General features: G+C 40.7%; 9 protein-coding genes and 2 pseudogenes. 3 read left to right on the forward strand and 8 right to left on the reverse strand.

All coding sequences use genetic code 11. The annotated features are described in order from the left end of the window. Positions 1–10: 10 nt before the first annotated feature. Complete coding sequence (locus tag B9T24_RS01635) at positions 11–415, reverse strand: hypothetical protein (RefSeq protein WP_086164204.1); 405 nt, start codon at positions 413–415, stop codon at positions 11–13. A gap of 462 nt (positions 416–877) precedes the next feature. Here B9T24_RS01635 and B9T24_RS01640 point away from each other — a divergent pair, with 462 nt between their 5' ends. Beyond that, complete coding sequence (locus B9T24_RS01640; RefSeq protein ID WP_086164205.1) at positions 878–1357, forward strand: spore coat U domain-containing protein; 480 nt, start codon at positions 878–880, stop codon at positions 1355–1357. Here B9T24_RS01640 and B9T24_RS01645 read toward each other — a convergent pair. Genes B9T24_RS01645 through B9T24_RS01660 form a run of 4 tightly spaced genes read right to left on the reverse strand, consistent with a single transcriptional unit; the run spans position 1354 to position 5974 of the window. Continuing rightward, positions 1354–2367: a spore coat U domain-containing protein gene (locus B9T24_RS01645; protein WP_143223724.1), complete on the reverse strand. Its 1014-nt coding sequence runs from the start codon at positions 2365–2367 to the stop codon at positions 1354–1356. The genes B9T24_RS01640 and B9T24_RS01645 overlap by 4 nt on opposite strands. Then, positions 2358–4739, reverse strand: coding sequence for a fimbria/pilus outer membrane usher protein (locus B9T24_RS01650; RefSeq protein WP_086164207.1), 2382 nt, complete (start codon positions 4737–4739; stop codon positions 2358–2360). Before B9T24_RS01650 ends, B9T24_RS01645 begins: the two co-directional genes overlap by 10 nt. A 6-nt stretch (positions 4740–4745) precedes the next feature. Next, a complete protein-coding gene (locus B9T24_RS01655; protein WP_086164208.1) occupies positions 4746–5471 on the reverse strand; it encodes a molecular chaperone in 726 nt (241 codons plus the stop codon). 35 nt (positions 5472–5506) lie between these two features. Then, positions 5507–5974: a spore coat U domain-containing protein gene (locus B9T24_RS01660; RefSeq protein WP_228145672.1), complete on the reverse strand. Its 468-nt coding sequence runs from the start codon at positions 5972–5974 to the stop codon at positions 5507–5509. Positions 5975–6381: 407 nt separating this feature from the next. Here B9T24_RS01660 and B9T24_RS01665 point away from each other — a divergent pair. Beyond that, a pseudogene (locus tag B9T24_RS01665) lies at positions 6382–6678 on the forward strand (transposase family protein). Between the two features lie 107 nt (positions 6679–6785). Here B9T24_RS01665 and B9T24_RS16760 read toward each other — a convergent pair. The 3 genes and pseudogenes from B9T24_RS16760 to B9T24_RS01675 form a co-directional block, all read right to left on the reverse strand. Then, positions 6786–6904, reverse strand: a pseudogene (locus B9T24_RS16760) (IS5/IS1182 family transposase); the annotation flags it as partial. An 82-nt stretch (positions 6905–6986) separates the two neighbouring features. Next, positions 6987–8660 carry a ShlB/FhaC/HecB family hemolysin secretion/activation protein gene (locus tag B9T24_RS01670; protein WP_086164210.1) on the reverse strand — a complete coding sequence of 558 codons (1674 nt, stop codon included), beginning with the start codon at positions 8658–8660 and terminating at the stop codon, positions 6987–6989. A 2-nt stretch (positions 8661–8662) separates the two neighbouring features. Continuing rightward, a complete protein-coding gene (locus B9T24_RS01675; RefSeq protein WP_086164211.1) occupies positions 8663–14767 on the reverse strand; it encodes a YDG domain-containing protein in 6105 nt (2034 codons plus the stop codon). Positions 14768–15344: 577 nt separating this feature from the next. Here B9T24_RS01675 and B9T24_RS01680 point away from each other — a divergent pair. Then, positions 15345–18071, forward strand: a complete 2727-nt coding sequence (locus B9T24_RS01680; protein ID WP_086164212.1) for a M66 family metalloprotease — start codon at positions 15345–15347, stop codon at positions 18069–18071. Positions 18072–18179 lie beyond the last annotated feature (108 nt).

The raw sequence follows: 18179 nt of genomic DNA on the forward strand, positions 1-18179 counted from the left end.
TTGTTTTAGGCTATCCCACCGCGAGCGGGGATACTTCGGGAGGTGGAGCTAAACGAGGGAGATAGGGCGATTGATAAAAATTTACCCAAGGCCGAGCGTGTAGAATATCGACTTGAAAATTGGGTTTATCGTTATCATAAGGCTCTGTGTCTAGCTCAAGTGCAATATGATTCGATAAGTGGCTACACCTGTCGTTAAAACATATTTTTTGACAGTAATCATAAATTTTCTGATCATCGACCAGACTTTTTTTATTGTCATTACTTTGTGCATTGGGTTGAGCAAGAGAGGGCTCATTGAGAAATGAAGGCACATTTGGCATTTCATGCAGACACGCCGCTTCCGCCACACTCCAAATACTTTGGAAGGTGAACAATAGCAGGAAGACCTGTATCAGAAATGTCTTTTTCTTCATAACATCATCTTAAACTTTAAGCCCGCATTATAGCGATCATTTTTATCGAAAGCACTTAGATTTAGAAGATACAAATTAATCGCGCCAATAAAGCAGCACCTATACATTCAATGCCACCTTGCATAAAGTGAATCATCTAGAAAAAAAATCAAGTTTAAAGTCCTTTGTGATAAAGCTTTCACCTCACAATTTAATCCCTCTATTTTAGATGCAAGCAATTTTTTGGTGATCACTTGACCACTTTCTTCCCAAAGGGTTCTGACTAAATATTTAACGGTTTTGAGCAAGTCATTGCAATCTTGGGGATATGCTTTTAAATCTGTCCATGATCTAGCCTTATTTCAGACATAACCTAATGACTCATAAGCCTTTCATATAGGAATTATTCCCTTATTAATATACTTTTTGATAAAAAATTAGTACGCTATGGTTAATGAATAGATTGAATAAAAAAGATAATGTATGAAATTACCATTTTGCGCTCTCTTGACCTGTATTTTGGTGGGTGCATCGGCACTGATTTATGCAGCAAACCAACAATCAACTCAATTTAACGTCAGCATTACCATTAAAGAAACTTGCAATATTACAGCAGCCAATAGCGCAGATCTTGATTTTGGCAGCATTAACCGCGCATCAAAAGGTTCAAATCAAAGTAACCATTTAGCAGTAACATGTACCCAAGGAACGCCTTATCGTATTGCGCTACAAAGCCAAAGAGCGATGGCAAATGCGGCTTCAAATAACACTAAAATTCCTTATACCCTGTATCAGGATGCCAATCGGACAACGCTCTGGGGCGCAGATACTCAAAATGCTTATAGCAATACAGGCACTGGAAATACCCAAAAAATTCCAGTTTGGGGACAAGTCAACCAAGCAGACACCAATGTTCCTGCGGGTCAATATACAGACAAAGTAACCGCTGTTATTACTTATTAATAGGTTAGCGTCACTGTAATGGTGTCCTGATATTCTCCCGCAGGTACAGCCACTGAACTTGGCCCAGCCTTTCCATAAATAGGAATCGTCTGTGTGCCATTGTTGCCCGTACCCTGTGATGCACCACTATTGTTCCACAGCTGACTGTACTGTGCATCTCGGTATAATTCATAGGCAATATAGTCTGAACCTTTGCGCATACGACGTGTCGTGCCGTCATAGTTCATTCCCTGATCTAAATTCACTTTCCAAGAGGTATTCAAGGGGCAAGACAAAGTTACCGTTGTCGAACTGGTCACTGCCTGAGATAAATCATTCATGTGACCGAAATTCAGGTCGGATGCAGAAATCAAATTACAGCTGTTTTCATAGTTTGTCGTGACGCTCAAACTGTTGCTGCTTTGATTGCTTGACTGAGATGCTAATACATCTTCTGTAGTTGGCTGTTTGTCCTGACTAAAGGCATATAATAGACTGACTTGCGTATCATTATTGTTCTGATAGCTTCCAGCTGTTACATTTTGTCCCGCATAAACATAACCATAAATGGGTAAATCAAAAACTTTCTGGTGCTCATTCACAGTGAAAGTTTTATAGGTACATTTTAATGTCGATAAATTGGCTTGCGTATCAATTCTCTGGGTCAAAGCGGGATCATAAAACAAGTCATAACGGAGATAAGAATGCGGCCAAGAAGAATATGAAACCATTTGGCGACGGTTATTGGACAAACCTAAACCACCTGCAGTCGCATAAGGACACAAAGCAACATTAACCGTTTTTGTATGGCCATATTGATTACACGTCACTTGCCAATTGCTATAGCTGGTTTTTCCTTTACCCGATACCGAACCGAAATTCAAAGCGGGGCCAGACAACCAACACGAACCAGATGCTTGAGCAGATGAACTGACACTCATCAGGGCAAAAGGCAGCATTAGGGCAAAAATCCAATACGCCAGTAGCAGCCCTGAACGCTGCGCACGGTGAATATTCATTATTATTGGCACGTTAAATCCCCCAAATCTAGAAAACCATATTGCGCTGAAAAATCAGGCAAGTCTATACGGCAAACCTGCCCCATTTGCTCGACAAAAACTGTTGACGCATCTGGATTTTCTAAATAAATCATGCCATCCCGCCCAACAATCGTATGTTCAACATTGTCTAAATTAGGCGCGGTTTTCTGTACCCACACTCGGCTTCCCATTTTTAAAGGCTGATTCTGTTTATCGACTGCAACCCATTGTACCGAACGCATTTTATACACTGGAAAATTCACATACACGCCACTAGAGCTATAAGGAACTGCATCTATTTGTGTCGATTCAATTTTATATTCCAGTGGTAAATCTAATGTATCTATAGACACTACATTATGCTGATATGGATTCAATGAATCGATTAATAACAGCCCCTTTCGATTGGTTTTACCTACGAGACGATTTTCCAACCGTACAGGAATATCTGCCACACCTTCGGTAGACACTACAGCAAATGAATTCAGCGATTGACGCATGGCAAAAAGATTGCGGTTCATCATCACCAGACTGCCACGTGCTGACCCAATGACAGTGCTATAATCTTCATCGTTAATCTTGGCATTTTGAAAACCTAGATCCCATTGTCCAACTGAAGTTTCCCGCTGCAACTGTCCCTGTAAACTATAATTACTTGGATCACTATATTCGATGTTGCTTTGCCAACCCCAATCTGCTTGATTTTGCAAAGCCGTTTTACGCACACTTGCCGACACCTTATTACGTTCCGTATTTTTTTGCGCATTCATGGTGGCATTGGTCTGACGGTCTAGCGGAATATTCAGTGACATAAAAAAAGTATTACTTTTTTCATTTAAATCACGGGTCATATTCAAGGTTAAATAACTTTTAGAAGGAAAATAATAAGACCAATTAAAGATCAGATATTCATTATCAATCCCTTGATATTGCTGCGCTGCATAACTACTGCCGAATTGACCAAGAGGCGTATTCACCCCCAAGAAAATATGATCAGAACGGTCAATATAGGCATAGCCCAAACCACTCGCCAAGTCACCAAAATTACCGTCACTTTGCTGATGATGCATAGAAAAATTGATTAAGCGGTTATTCCACTCATAACCTGCTGAAAAAGCCTGCCCTGCCTGTTGATTTAATTCACTATAACTATAAGAACCGTTCAGCACGCCCCAAGTATTCGGCAAACGGTGTACAACACCAAATCCTGCTAAAGCCACATCATTTGAATATTCAGTATGGCTTTCCAATGTCGTGTCATTGCTTAAACCATGCCGAAAAGTGGCATTCATTAAAAGATCATGCCCATAGCTAAATGACTTGACCGCATAATTCAGTTTATTCACCCCCAGACTTACATCCCAGTCGGATAAACCTTGCTGCAATAACTGTGAAGTACCAAATAAAGAAAAGTTGACAATCCGTTGCTGTCCATTCAAATCGGTAATTAATAACTGTGCTGTTCCTGCACCTGTAATTGACGGTGCAGTCTGAATATTGAACTGCCCCGGAAGCACTTCACTGCTGCTTTGCTGAATACCATTAATTAATAAATCTACCGTTGACGGCAATAGCACTGAATCTTTAAATGAGGCTAACGGTGAAGTTACTTGGTATGGCTGTAAATTATAGTTTTTTGCCAGTTTAATGCCTGAAATTCGAGTCGAACGACTCCAATCTAAAGCGCGCGACTGACTATCGCCCAATGTGAATGTCAGCGCCCGATTGGCAAAATCCTTTTGCCAATAAGTATCTAAAATCTGGCTATTCAGTTCTTCCGATGTCTTTGACTGGGTATAAGCATGGTTAGCAGAAATACTTAAAACACTGCCCGCTCCAAAACCAAAAAGACGTAACTCATTCCAGCCGCTTAAAGACCAAACATCTTCAGTGGCTTGGGCATAAAAATCATAATTGAAAAGCACACCCGGTTTAATCTGCTGAGCATTGACTTTGGCGGCTTCAATCGGAATAAATCCTGCCACAGTATTGTTCTGCAAAAAAGAGACGGCTACATCCAAATGGATACTTTGCGCAGCGGCATTGTAATTGTAGCTCAAACCAGAAATTTGAGACAAACTGATAAAACCTGCATGCTGGGGAGCATCAGGTACACTGACTTTTAATTGCAGTTCTTGCAGGGTCGTCCGTGAAATCAGTAAATCATGCGGTGTTTGAATAAAGTGCCCAAAAGTTGAGCTAGATGCCTGATTCAACACAATACTTAAATACAGCTCCTGCTGTTTAGCACCATCATCCTCTAAACTAACGGTTTCGCTGGCAATGACCCAAGTACTGGATAAACAATACGTACACAGCAATGCTTGAAATAATGGGCCACAGTAAGCGAACTTTTTTTTCATTACAGTTTATTGGATGGGGAGCATCTGTGCTAAACCATCACTATTGATTCTGGCTTCAAACTTACCATTTGGGAGGATTTTTTGAGATTCAGGAATATCCCAGCGCATAGTCTGACCAGCAAGTGCGTAGCCCACCAGACCATTGATTAACGGTATTCTTTCGCCATTTGGATTGATATAGGTTAATTCACTAATCCGAATATGGCTTTTCGCATTATTCTTCACAATCAGCTGTTGATTCTGATATTGAAAATTCACCTGATTTAACAACGTTAAACCATTGCGCATAGCAATACTGTCAGTAGGCTGGATAAAAACTGGAATAGAATACTGTAATAATAACTGCAAGCCGGTCTGTGCATCGGCTTGTCCTGAACTTGGCAGTTCATCAATCAATAAGCGGTAAGTCTGTTCTACAGCGGTATTTTGTGAGGCAATACGAATAATTCGGATCAGCTGCTGCTCACCCGCTTTAATTTCTGTAATCGATGGGCTGGCAACCAAGTCTCGTGTAGGATTCACTTGATCCTGACCTGAAACTTGCGACCAGATCAGTACGCGAGTTTGCGCCCGAATAGGTCGTTCACTGGTATTGGTCAACCATATTTCTTTGGCTTTTTCCTGCGGGGAGAATGCAACAGAAATTGGAGCAACTTGCAGACTGGCTGCCAAACTGCTCAGCGAATAAAGTGAAACGATAGAAGCAAAAATGAATTGTCTCAATTTGTTCATATACTGCATCACTCTACTCGTACAGCTCTAACCAATTAGTAAGTTACAGTTGCAACCACTGTATCTACATAATTACCAGCTTCAACGTTGGTATCACCCGCTAACTTAGCATAGACAGGAATTGCTTGATCTTTACCATTACCTGTTTTTGATAATAAGTTGACAGCATCCCACTCTGTTGTACGGGTAGAATCTTGATACAATTTATATGGAACTTTACTAATTGAAGCAGTATTGGTATTGCTCATTTCACCACTACCTGCCAAAGCAATTTTATAGGGTGTATTTAAAGTACAAGTAACATTTAACTGACCTTTCGCATTGCTTGCAGATTTAGTAGAACGATCAACAGAAGCAAATTCCACGTCTTGAGCCGCAGTAAACTTACATGATTCATTTACTGTAAGTTTAACCTCAAATTGAGTAGAATCCGTGCCTGCTGCATGTACTACTGTAAAAAGAGAAGAAAAACCTAGAACTGCCGAAACAATGACTTTTTTCATGAAATGCCCCATATAATGTGAAGGATGACACATTAAATTAAAATATGGGGTGGATTATAGGCTTTTTTTTGATCTTGTAAAGTACTTAAATAAAAATTTAATTATAAAATTCATCCAATTATTTTAGGGTCTGTTGACATTTCAGCCATGGATTGCGTTATTCACTAAAACAACTCAAACAAGGCATGAAATGCAGACAATGGTACTCCCCTTGTCAAATTTCATAACGAAGTTTGGGGAAGTTTTAGTGATAACCCTATGGGACAGGGACATTTTTTCGCTACTGCGTTATCTTGCGCAGCGTTAGTCACTGCTCATCATTTAGAATGACTAAATTTCGCAAAACATGCATTGTATCGTCTAAACATCTTGCGCCGTATACGACTCATGTCGCAAGCATCTGTGAAATGTCAACAGACCCTAAACATTGTGAATATGTTCTGACGGATTTAGGGTACTCTGGATTAGAGCAAGAGGGCTTTAAATTATTGATGCCGATCAAGAAAAAGAAAAATTTACCTTTATTTGATGCTGAGAAAAAGTACAATAAAATGATTGGAAAAATACGAGTTGTGATAGAACACATTAATAGTCAATTGAAAACATTTAGAATATTAAGTGAACGATATTGAAATAGACGGAAAAGAGTTGGTTTACGCGTCAACTTAATAGCTGCATTGGTAAACCGAATCAACTCGCAATAACAACTTTCGCAAGAGATATAATGTAAAAGATAAGGCTGAATGAGCTAATTATTGTAATAAATAGCAGAATCAGAATAAATTTGATTTCATCCCAGTTTGGCTTGTTATTTAGCATACCACTGTATATGAGGGTCAAACCAAATGGTTATATTCCCTCGATTAATCAAGGCTTGGTTATAAGAAGACAGTTGGTCGTATGATAGATTTTAGGTATAGGCTTATTCATTGGAAATTATAGGGGTGCATACGCCTATTAGTAATAGGTTTGTACAACAAAGCCCTATCAATTCCGAACTAAATATAATTGACTAAAAGTGTTTACTAACGTTAAACCAAACCTCTGCATCATTTTGTTTATCACTAATTTTTAGTTTAGCACCTATTGGGAAGCCAATACTTAATGACGCTTGTGTTTGGCTAGAGTTCAACCAATTCAACCCTAAACCAGCACTATTCAGACGTTCCTTATTGTCACCCGTTAAGCCCTGCCATTCTCTCGCTTGATGTTGCACGGTCGCTGTATCCACATACACTTTGCCAGTAAACTGATTATGGGCAGAAGCATAAAGATTTTGTCTGATTTCAGCAGATGCATAGTAGCCACTCGAGCCACTTAACGTACTATTTTGATACCCTGCCAGACCTGTTGCTCCACCAATACTAAACTGTTGCGCACTATCTAAGTTATCTGGACTAAATTGTGCTTGTAACGATGTGTACAATTGGGTTTTAGAACCATTTAGATTTTGTAAACGTGAGACATTGACCGATGCACTGACAAAACCACCTTGAGTTTTTGCGGTCATTTGATCATCAAGTGCAGCCGTGGCATTTTTATAAACAACTTTACCAATCTCGGTGGCAACCCCAATCTGGGTTAAACCACCGCCTGCAAAATCATCAAACTGTGATGCGTCTAAGCGAATACGCCCAACATGAATATCACGATGACGATAAATATCAGCAACTGTAATATCATCTTCTAGGCGTTTATGGTCGTATTGTACGCCCAAGATCACTTCACTACGATTATTTAATAAAACAGGTTGATTGATCCAAACACTGGCCTGTTGTGCGATACCCACCGCATCTAAGACACGGTATTCTTTACCTAATTCGTAGCTTAAATCCGAGTAGCTTGCCCCTAAACGGGTACCCGCACCATTGATGGTCGCTTCATATCCTAAGCGACCAAAATTGAGATTCCCCGAAGTTAGACCATCTAAACTTAGGCGATCGCCCAAGCCTAATGCATTATTGAGCACAATACCCGCAGTGAAACGCGCCTCTTTGGTATATTCATTACCATAGTTATCCGCTCCCACATAACCTGTGAGTTTCGCTGTTGGCTGAATATCAATGGTCAGATCACTGGTACCTGCATAACGGCCTGCACTGATTACATTACGCGTTTGTACGCCATCCAAACGATTAAGCAACTTTAATTGTTGTTGCAACGTTGTCGAATCAATCACCTGTCCAGATTGTAAGGGTGCAAGTATAGCTTGCACCAACTCTGGCGATAGATCAGCCTGATTATTCACATGAATACGATCATATTTTGCTTCAATGATCGCAATCGTCAGCACACCCTCATTCAGATTTTGTGCAGGTAAATAGGCACGACTATAAGGATAACCTTTGTATTGATAATAGACTGTGATCCGTTTGGTCAATTGTTGCAAATCAGCCAAAGTTTGCAGATTGCCTTCGGCATCATGCACCAATGCCCGCAAGTCAGCGGTTGCAATACTTTGGTTGCCCACAATACGGATTTTCTCAATGCGAACTTGTTGCTGGTTATCCGCTTGAATCGTTTGCATTTGCTCAGGCTGATCAATAGTGATTTCAGCCTGTGGTTGGTACGGTTGGATGCTTTGTTGCTGTAACAGTTGCCCCGCATTGGGCAGTGTTGCTGCAAAAACAGGGACGCTAATAATAGCCAACATACTGATTAGTAGTGTTTGTTTTGGATATAACATGATTAAAAGTTCCCTGCGAATGTGTGAATACCATCCATATTGATACCATCCCCTATGATTTCAATATTGATGTCATCTGAACGTTTTGGCTTGTCTTTTTTAGGTGTAAAATGAATCGCACGTTGGTAATTATCATCCAACAAACCTTGCCAAATTGAATCATTCGGTTGGTTGGGTGCTTCAGGCGTAACAGGTGGTATTAGCAGCGGTGATTGGATTTTGAGCATTCCTGCCGTGAACATCAATTCATAGTTTTGATCTTCGCCACTGACAGTATTGCTATACGTCCCTTCTGTTGTAGCACTGGCACCTGTTGCCGTCACACCTGTTAACACAGAAGTCGTTTCTCCATTCACCAAACCTTTAACAGTAAAACCATCGACATACTGTTGTTGACCATTAAAGTTCGTGGTTAAGCTGTTACCAATGATCTGTGCTTTGGCTTTGGCAATATTGGCTTGGGCAGTTGTGTTGCTATTGACCGTGTAGTTGCCTGCATCTGTACCACTTAAGCTACCTGATACATTTACATCTTTGCCTTGACCTGCGTTCTTGTCAGCAAATTGTCCTTGAGCATTCAGATTGACCTGATCACCCGTAATCACACCATTCAAGCTGCCATTCACAGTCGCATTGGTCGTGCCGTCGTAGACTTTGTCTTGCGCTGTAATTGCACCTGTAATCTGTTTCTTGGCAATATTGGCTTGGGCAGTTGTGTTGCTATTGACCGTGTAGTTGCCTGCATCTGTACCACTTAAGCTACCTGATACATTTACATCTTTGCCTTGACCTGCGTTCTTATCGGCAAATTGACCTTGRGCATTCAGATTGACCTGATCACCCGTAATCACACCATTCAAGCTGCCATTCACAGTCGCATTGGTCGTGCCGTCATAGACTTTGTCTTGCGCTGTAATTGCACCTGCAATCTGTTTCTTGGCAATATTGGCTTGGGCAGTTGTATTGCTATTGATCGTGTAGTTGCCTGCATCAGCACCACTTAAGCTACCTGATACATTTACATCTTTGCCTTGACCTGCATTCTTGTCAGCAAATTGACCTTGGGCATTCAGATTGACCTGATCACCCGTAATCACACCATTCAAGCTGCCATTCACAGTCGCATTGGTCGTACCGTCATAGACTTTGTCTTGTGCTGTAATTGTACCTGTAATGTCTTTCTTACTGATGTTGGCAGTCACTGATTCATTCGTGATCAATTCATAGTTGCCTGCATCTGTACCCATTAAGCTACTTGATGCATTCACCACTTTGCCTTGACCAGCATTCTTATCAACAAACTGACCTGTTCCACCAACTGTAACGTTATCACCTGCAATCACATCATTTGGATTTAAGCTACCTTGTACCACTGCATTGGTGGTGCCGTCATAGACTTTGTTTTGGGCGGTCAGCGTACCTTGCAGTTGTTTCTTGCTAATATTCGCTTGAGTCGTGCTATTGGTTTTGACTTCGTAGTTGCCTGCATCAGCACCACTTAAGCTACCTGATACATTTACATCTTTGCCTTGATCTGCGTTTTTATCGGCAAATTGTCCTTGGGCAGTGAAATCAACCACATCACCCTGAATAATACCTTCTAGGCTTCCATTCACAGTCGCATTGATCGTGCCGTCATAGACTTTATTTTGGGCGCTAATATTGCCTGTGATTTGTTTCTTGGCAATATCAAGTGAACCATTTTCATACACGACATTATAATTGCTAGTTGATGTCCCACCAGTCACAGTATTGACATAGCTACCTGCATTTTCACCACTTGCACCCGAAGCGGTTGCACTACTAAAAATATTATTTTGGTTCGCAATGTCGCTCTTTTTTACCCCTTCAATGGTAAATCCAGCAACATTTTGAACCTGACCATTATAAACGGTTGTTGCGCTATTTCCTTTTACTGTAGCTGTTGCTTTGTCGATAATAATCGACCCAGCCTTAAAGGTAATATCATAGTTTTTATCTGAACCATTAACAGCATGGTTGTATGTCCCTGCATTCTTAGCACTAGACATTAGAGCATTAACACCTGTCAACACTGCTTCAGTTTCACCTGCAACTAAGCCATTAGCCGTGAATGAATTTTTCTCATATCGATGATTTTCACCATCATACGTAAAACGATCACTATTAGCAGTTACGGTGATTTTTTTCTTATTAATGGTAAATTGACCATCAACATAGGCAATATCATAGTTTTTGGTGGTGGTATTTTCACCTGTTATTTTGTTGACATAATTGCCTGCATTTTTAGCTGAACCTCCCGATGCCGTGATATTTCCTAATAGGGATTCACTTTCACCATTAACCAATCCACCTACGGTATAGCCCGAATTATTCATCGATTGCTGTTGACCGTTATAGATTTTGTCATTTTCACTGGTACCAGTGACTGTGACTTTGGCTTTATTAATGGTTAAGGTGCCTTCATTGCCAATAAAATCATAACCATGTTGGTTATCACTATAGTAAGTGGCTTGATATTGACCTGCATCTGTACCCTTGATTTGACCATTGGCAGTGTATTTACTGCTGTCTAAGCCCCACACTTCAGCAAAATTTTGTTCTTTGCCTGTATAAGTTGTGGTTTTATCAGTCACGGATAAATCCGCAGTGGTTAGGAAACTACGCAATAAAGGCGCACTTAAACCATCATAAATACGCCATGCCCTATCTTTACCACCTAGTTTGCTATCAGCATCGAGGAACGTAAATTTAGAGGCATCTTTCATGTCTGCATTGCTTAACGCAAAGCTTGCATCACTGCCTGCACTGTTATTTTGTCCCGTAGTGTCTTTATTCCAATGTCCTTTGCTAACGGTTGCATTACTATTGCTGCCGACTAAACCGCCAATTGAACTATTACCTGTAACAGGACCTGTAGCATAGGCATTTTGAATACTGGCTTGAGCGGTATTGCTGCCGACCAAACCTGCAACATTCGTTTCACCTGTGACCGCACCTGTAGCATAAGTATCTTTAATGGTTGCATTTTGGTTCATTCCCACCAAACCACCGACATGGTTTTTACCTGTCACTTGGCTGGTTGAATAGGCACTCTCAACTTTTGAACTCTCTTGCTGCTGCCCAATCAGACCACCCGTAGCATTACCTATACCTGTTACAGTTCCTGTGCTATACACACTATACAATTGCGAATTTTGAGCACTGGTTCCAACCAAAGCACCAACCTGATTTCCACCTGTAATATTGCTGTTGATCAACCCAAGGTTTTTAATATTGGCATTTTGAATATAGCCAAACAACCCGACGTTATCGACTTGTTCACGGTAAATATACAAATTCGAAACCGTATGACCTAAGCCATCCAATTTTCCTGTAAAGGCATACGTGCTATCGCCTAATGGGTTAAAACCTGATCCATTGGCATCGCCCCATGTTTTGGAGTTGCTTGCATCAATGTTATTGCCCAGTAAATAATTCCCCGCAAGGTTTTTATTCACACTTTGTAACTGGTTAATATTTTGAATAACGCTGTAATAACCACCCGCTTGATCTTTTTTATTCACGACTTGGTTAGCGCCAATCTGATCTTTCAAATACGGCGTGGTTTGACCATCGGCATTGCCCCAAATTTTATCGAAATCAAAACCGATAAATTTATTGGCACTAAACATTTCATCGCTGGTTAAGCCATAACTATTGGCACTGCCTGCACTGGTACTTTGCCCAGTTTTATTTTTGTCCCAATAGCCGTTGGTGACTGTGCCTTGCACATTCTTGCCCAGTAAACCACCGACCGCAGTTGTCCCTGTGACTTTGCCTAAAGCATAAGTATTTTCAATACTTGCAGCAAGGTTTTCACCCACTAAACCACCGACACGATCACTCCCTGTGACTGCACCTGTGGCATAAGCATTTTTAATTTGGGCATCATAGTAGTTATTACCAACCAAACCACCGATGTTTTTCGTTCCCGTGACTGTACCTGTGGCATAGGCATTTTTGACCGTAGCACCGTGGTTATTGTCCCCGACCAAACCACCAACAACTTCGCTACCGTTAACATTGCCTGTGGCATAAGAATTTTCAATATGAGCATTGTCATTGCCACCAACCAAACCACCGACATACATGGAATTGTCACCGCCTGTCACCGCACCTGTAGCATAGGAGTCTCTGGTGATACTGTCTTCATATTGCCCACCAACCAAACCACCTATGGTGCCATAACCATGGACATCAGCATGGCTAAAGCTGTTTTCAATCAGACTATTGATGCTATTTCCAACCAAGCCACCGACAAAACTATCCCCGATAATTGAACCGCTTTGCACTCCAACATTGCGCACTACTGCATTTTGGATTGTGCCAAATAAGCCAACGTTATAGCCCCACTCTTGGTTAATGGTTAGATTCGATACTCCATGCCCTAAACCATCAAAACGCCCCGTAAATAGCCCATCAAAATCATTGCCAATCGGATTAAAACCGATGTCCCCATTTTCAGTCAGCCAGTTTTTAGTCTCATCCGCATTAATATCTGCTCCCAGCACATAATTGCCTGACAAATCGCCATTGATGCCTTGTAAGTCTTTACCCGTAGTTGAGCCTTCTGCACCCAACTGAGTGATCACGGTATAATCTATACGCGTGCTGGCATCGTTGCCTTTTTGGGTACTAAAATTCTGCCCCGCCTGTAGATTAATCTTTGCGTTATTTTTAAAGTGATAATTGGCATCTTGACTGCCATTTTGTCCATACAGCAACGCAACTTTACCATCTTGGTGTTGTGCGGTGATATTGGCATTGATATTGATGTCATTGTGTGCTTTTAAGGTCAGCGTGGTGTCATTGTTCCACGTCACCGCAGCATTGACATGAATATCACCTTTTTCTGCGCCTGCGGCTTGAGTTTCTAAAATCACCGAGGTGCTATTTAAATTCTTTCCTAATGTAGTTGCGCCAATGCCACTGCCTGTTTGCGCTGCCGAACCTGCACTAATGGTAAAATCGGTCGGGTCAATTAACCATGTCCCTGTTTTACCCCTATCCGATAACGTCGAGACTTGGGTCGTGTCAGCTACTTTTACTTGTGCTGCACTGGTTTCAATAAAACCACCATTTTGACCATTTTGACCTTCGGCTTTGAGCACACCACTCACATTGGTGGTGCCATGTTGCATGTCTGCCAATAAGATGATTTCGCCTTTGCCATCTTGGCTTAAACGATTGGCTTCAATAATACCGCTATGATTGACCACCGCCTTGCTTAAACTATCTTTGGCTTTCGCAGTTAAATACACTGCGCCATTATTGGCTAAAATTGCGCCACTGTTATCAATTAAACCCTGTAACGTGCCGATTTCCACTTGATATTCGGTCATTTGACCATCTTGTAAACGCAAAGTTACTTGATCAGCTGCGGTTAAATGCACCACGCCACCCTGCGTCTGAATTTCACCTGTATTGACAACAGTCGGTGCAATAAACGCCACCACACCACCATTGGCAATCACCGAACCATGATTTTCAACTTTACCAGCAGCACCCTGATTTTTCAGGGTAAAATTACCACTCATAATATCACCATCGGTGACATTTAAAGTCGACGCCACGATCCCCCCGACGTTGACTTGTGCAGTTTTAGAGAAAATCACCCCATTCGGGTTAAGTAAAAACACCTGACCATTGGCGTTGAGTTTACCCATAATCTGACTGGCATTACTATCTTGTACACGGTTGACTGCAATCGAAGATGAATTGGGTTGATAAAAATTGACCGTGGCATTTTTCCCAATATTAAAACTATCCCATTGAATGCCAACATTTTGGCTATTTTGCTGCACATTTAAGGTATTATTATTTTGCGTAACTTGTGCTGAACCAGCCGTCACTATGCCATTGGTCGGCAGTTGCACATCATGCACTCCCGCCCAAATCGAAATCGGTAGTAGCGCCAAACTCAATAAAGATAAACGGGTAATATGCAATATACTTTGAGCGACTTGTTTGATTTGCCCCGTTACCTTTGCACTTTGAGCACTTTTACCATGACTTTTGGCCAACTCTGAAGTCACTTGCCAGCAACCAAGGTTTTTATTCCACACCGTTTTATATACTTTATTCATCGCTACCCCACCTTAAAATTAAATATTAACGCTGAGTTTTCGTCTTCATTTAATTCATCATTATAAAAACGTAGACACAAAAAATTAAAAATGTGATACAAGTATTATTTAAAATAAAAACTGCAATAAAAATCAAAATAAATTCAATTTAAATACAACTGTTCTAAAAATAAAATACCTGACCCATAAAATATGCACCAAGATACAATATTTATCTTTATTTTAAAACCACACTGCATAATAAACAGTTAACTCAATTCATAATTAATAAGCTATCAAATCAAGAAAAAATGTTTAATTTTTTATTTTAATGACAATTAAATCACTTAAATAAAATAAAACATTAAAAAAAACAATATATTAATCAAAACAAAAACCATCAATCATAATGACAAAAAATGTCACTTAATAACAATATTAAATTCAAAAAAGCCAACAATTATTATTATAAAATAGATTAACGACCCTAAAAAAATCTAATCATGCATATTTAATATATACCTATATAATCAATTTAATATATTATCTTATAAATAAAATCCCAATTTAATACATTGCAAATCAGGTCATTTATAATATGAAAACTGTGACTAAATCCCCAATACCGATATTAACCATATGTGTTTTATCAGTCTTAATTTCTGCGTGCGGGGAAAATACACCCGAAACAACGCCTAATGATGCTGATTCCGAAACAACGCCCAATAATGCTGATTTAAAAGAAATGCCAAGCTTTGCATTCATGCGTATGCAAGGAGCGTATCCTGAACCGATCAAAGATATTCCTGATGAAGCCAGCTTAGGTTTTTACGACACTGATCAAGACGGTAACGTGCGTAGCGTGCGTAACGATTTAACAGGCAACTTTGCTGCCATGATTCAGTTTGCACAAAACCATACCGTTGACCCAAGTGGCAACGAAGCCAAAAACATGCCGCGTTTAACCAGTGAAAAAGATGGTTTGTTACTGGTCACACCCACCCCAGAAATGGGTAATATTGAACAACTCAACGCTGAAATTTATTTAAATAGTCGCCTGATTCGTCGTGTGGCATTACAAGAACCCTCTCAAATCCCCAATTCAGATCAAACCAATTCAGATGATCGCCCACGGGTACAATATTCAAAACGCACATGGACGGCTGCACTCAATTGGAATGAAATTCAACCAGGCTTAAATATTCGTATTGTTGACCCTGTATCACGTCAAAATGGCCGTCTGGCTGCCACCGCCATTGATTTTGCTCCACCTGGCGAGCTATTGGTACAAAGCATTCGCTTAGGTATGCTCACGACACCTCGCAAGTCCAATGGGCACTACATGCTCAATGAACCTGAAAAAGCAGGAACGGATTATTTCGAAACGATTCCTGCTGCTCGTATGATCGTTAGCCAATATGATGATATGCAACTCAATAAAGTTATGGTCGCAAGCGGTGTGATTTATGATGAAAAAAGTGCAACGGATGGCGATGTTTATAGCGGAGATATGCGTGGTGATACTGCTAAATCAACCTTTAGCACAGGGATCAACCTTGCCAACTGGGGTATAACCAGTGCAGGTATGTCCAGCCAAGAACAACCGCAGTTGACGCAAAGTGCAGTAATTCATCATGCATGGGGTAAATATCAAAATGGTGATGTCAGTCATGGTTTAAGCGGTGGTAACGGCATTTTAACCCTAATTGATTCATCTGGAAACGAATTTAGCCATGAAATTGGACACCACTATGGACTTGGGCACTACCCTGGGCAAAATGGGGAGAATTATTTTTGGGCATCTCACCATGCCGATAGTGGTTGGGGATATATTGCTTACCGAAAAAGAATGCGTAGTAACTTAAATTGGAATAATAGTAACCTTGATAACCGTTTAGGTGGTACGCCATTATTTAACAATGCATATACCTATGCTCCTGACTCTATGGCAGGTGGTAGCTTCTCAAGTTCGCTTTCACGATTTACTCATTACACAGGTTATAGCGCCAAAACAAAAATTCAACCTGCATTTGACCGTACAGTATGGGATGCAACTTCATTAACAGGCTATAAAAAGTGGAATGCGGTCACGCGTCAAATGGATGTTGTACAACCTAAAGTCCCTAATTCAAATAACGTTTGGTACAACCGTACCGATGGTAACTACCTAAAACCAACCCAATTTGGGGTACCCGTTTTTACCATATTAGGTGGTTATGACCCTGTCAACAAGGTCGGCTTATTGTACCCTGCAGCGCGTGGCAACTGGGGTAATGTCTTTACCCTACCTCAGGCGCAAACCAATTTGGCTAATGCAAGCTGTTGGATTAACGTCAAATATGTAAACAAAGCAGAGGAAAATATTGCCCTTGCACCAAGCCGTATGGAAAGTAATGCCAATAAACTGCATATCAATATCGCCCAAAGCGATGCACCACGCAGTGTCGATTTATACTGCAAAAGAGCCAATGAGCAAGCAGTTAAACTATCATCGATTGAAATTCCAAGCTATGCCACAGCACAGCCTGCTGCGGTGGTAATTGGTAAGCAACAAGGCTTTAAAGCGCTGCGTCAAGTTGAGTTACCGCAATTAGAACAAGCTTTACTCAGTAATCAGGGCAAAGCCATTGCTAACCTAGCACCAAATGCCAAAGTACTCTACGACTCTTACACAGATTATAAATCTGAGTTATCCAGTGCCGCACAAACCGAGTTACAACGTTATAGCGACCAACAAACCAAGTTGTACCGTCTAAACCGCTGGGTAAATACCTATCGTACTGACCTAGCTGCTACCAATGCTAATGCAGTTTCAGCATTTAAAGCTTTTACAGTGCAATTGGGCTTGCAAAATGATCAACCTCTCGCCAATGTGACTCAATTACGCTTACCTTCAAAAGGCAATGCTTGCTTAAAAGCGGGTCAACTCAGCGAGGGTAAATTTGAAGTCTATGCTAGTGGTGTCAATGGTTGTAACGTTGCTGCTTCAGAATGGATTTATGATGCAATGGGCAAACTGCATAACCGCCAATACATTAATCAATGTCTAACCAGCTCAATGATACTGACAGCATGTAGCAATGATAATGCTGGACAAGCATGGAGCCTCAATCCAACCACCAAAGCCATTTATCAAGGCGACCAATGTCTTGATTTAAGCGGTGGTTTTACCCCAAGTGCCGATGGTCGTTCAACGATTATTCGTTACAGCTGTACAGGTAGTGTCAATCAACAATGGTCTTTACCAACTCAAAACCAAAGTTTTATTTTAGCAGCGGCACAAGCACAAAACTTAGTGCTGATGATTAATAGCCTACAACCTTAAATCAAGATGATCTATAGAATCGGCAGACCACATCATCCATTTTCTGCCGATTTTTCTATTATCAGCAAACGGCTTTGTTGCACAAAAATTTAAAAGTTGAGTTTCACC

The sequence above is a fragment of the Acinetobacter sp. ANC 4654 genome, from assembly GCF_002135425.1.
Lineage (GTDB): Bacteria > Pseudomonadota > Gammaproteobacteria > Pseudomonadales > Moraxellaceae > Acinetobacter > Acinetobacter kyonggiensis.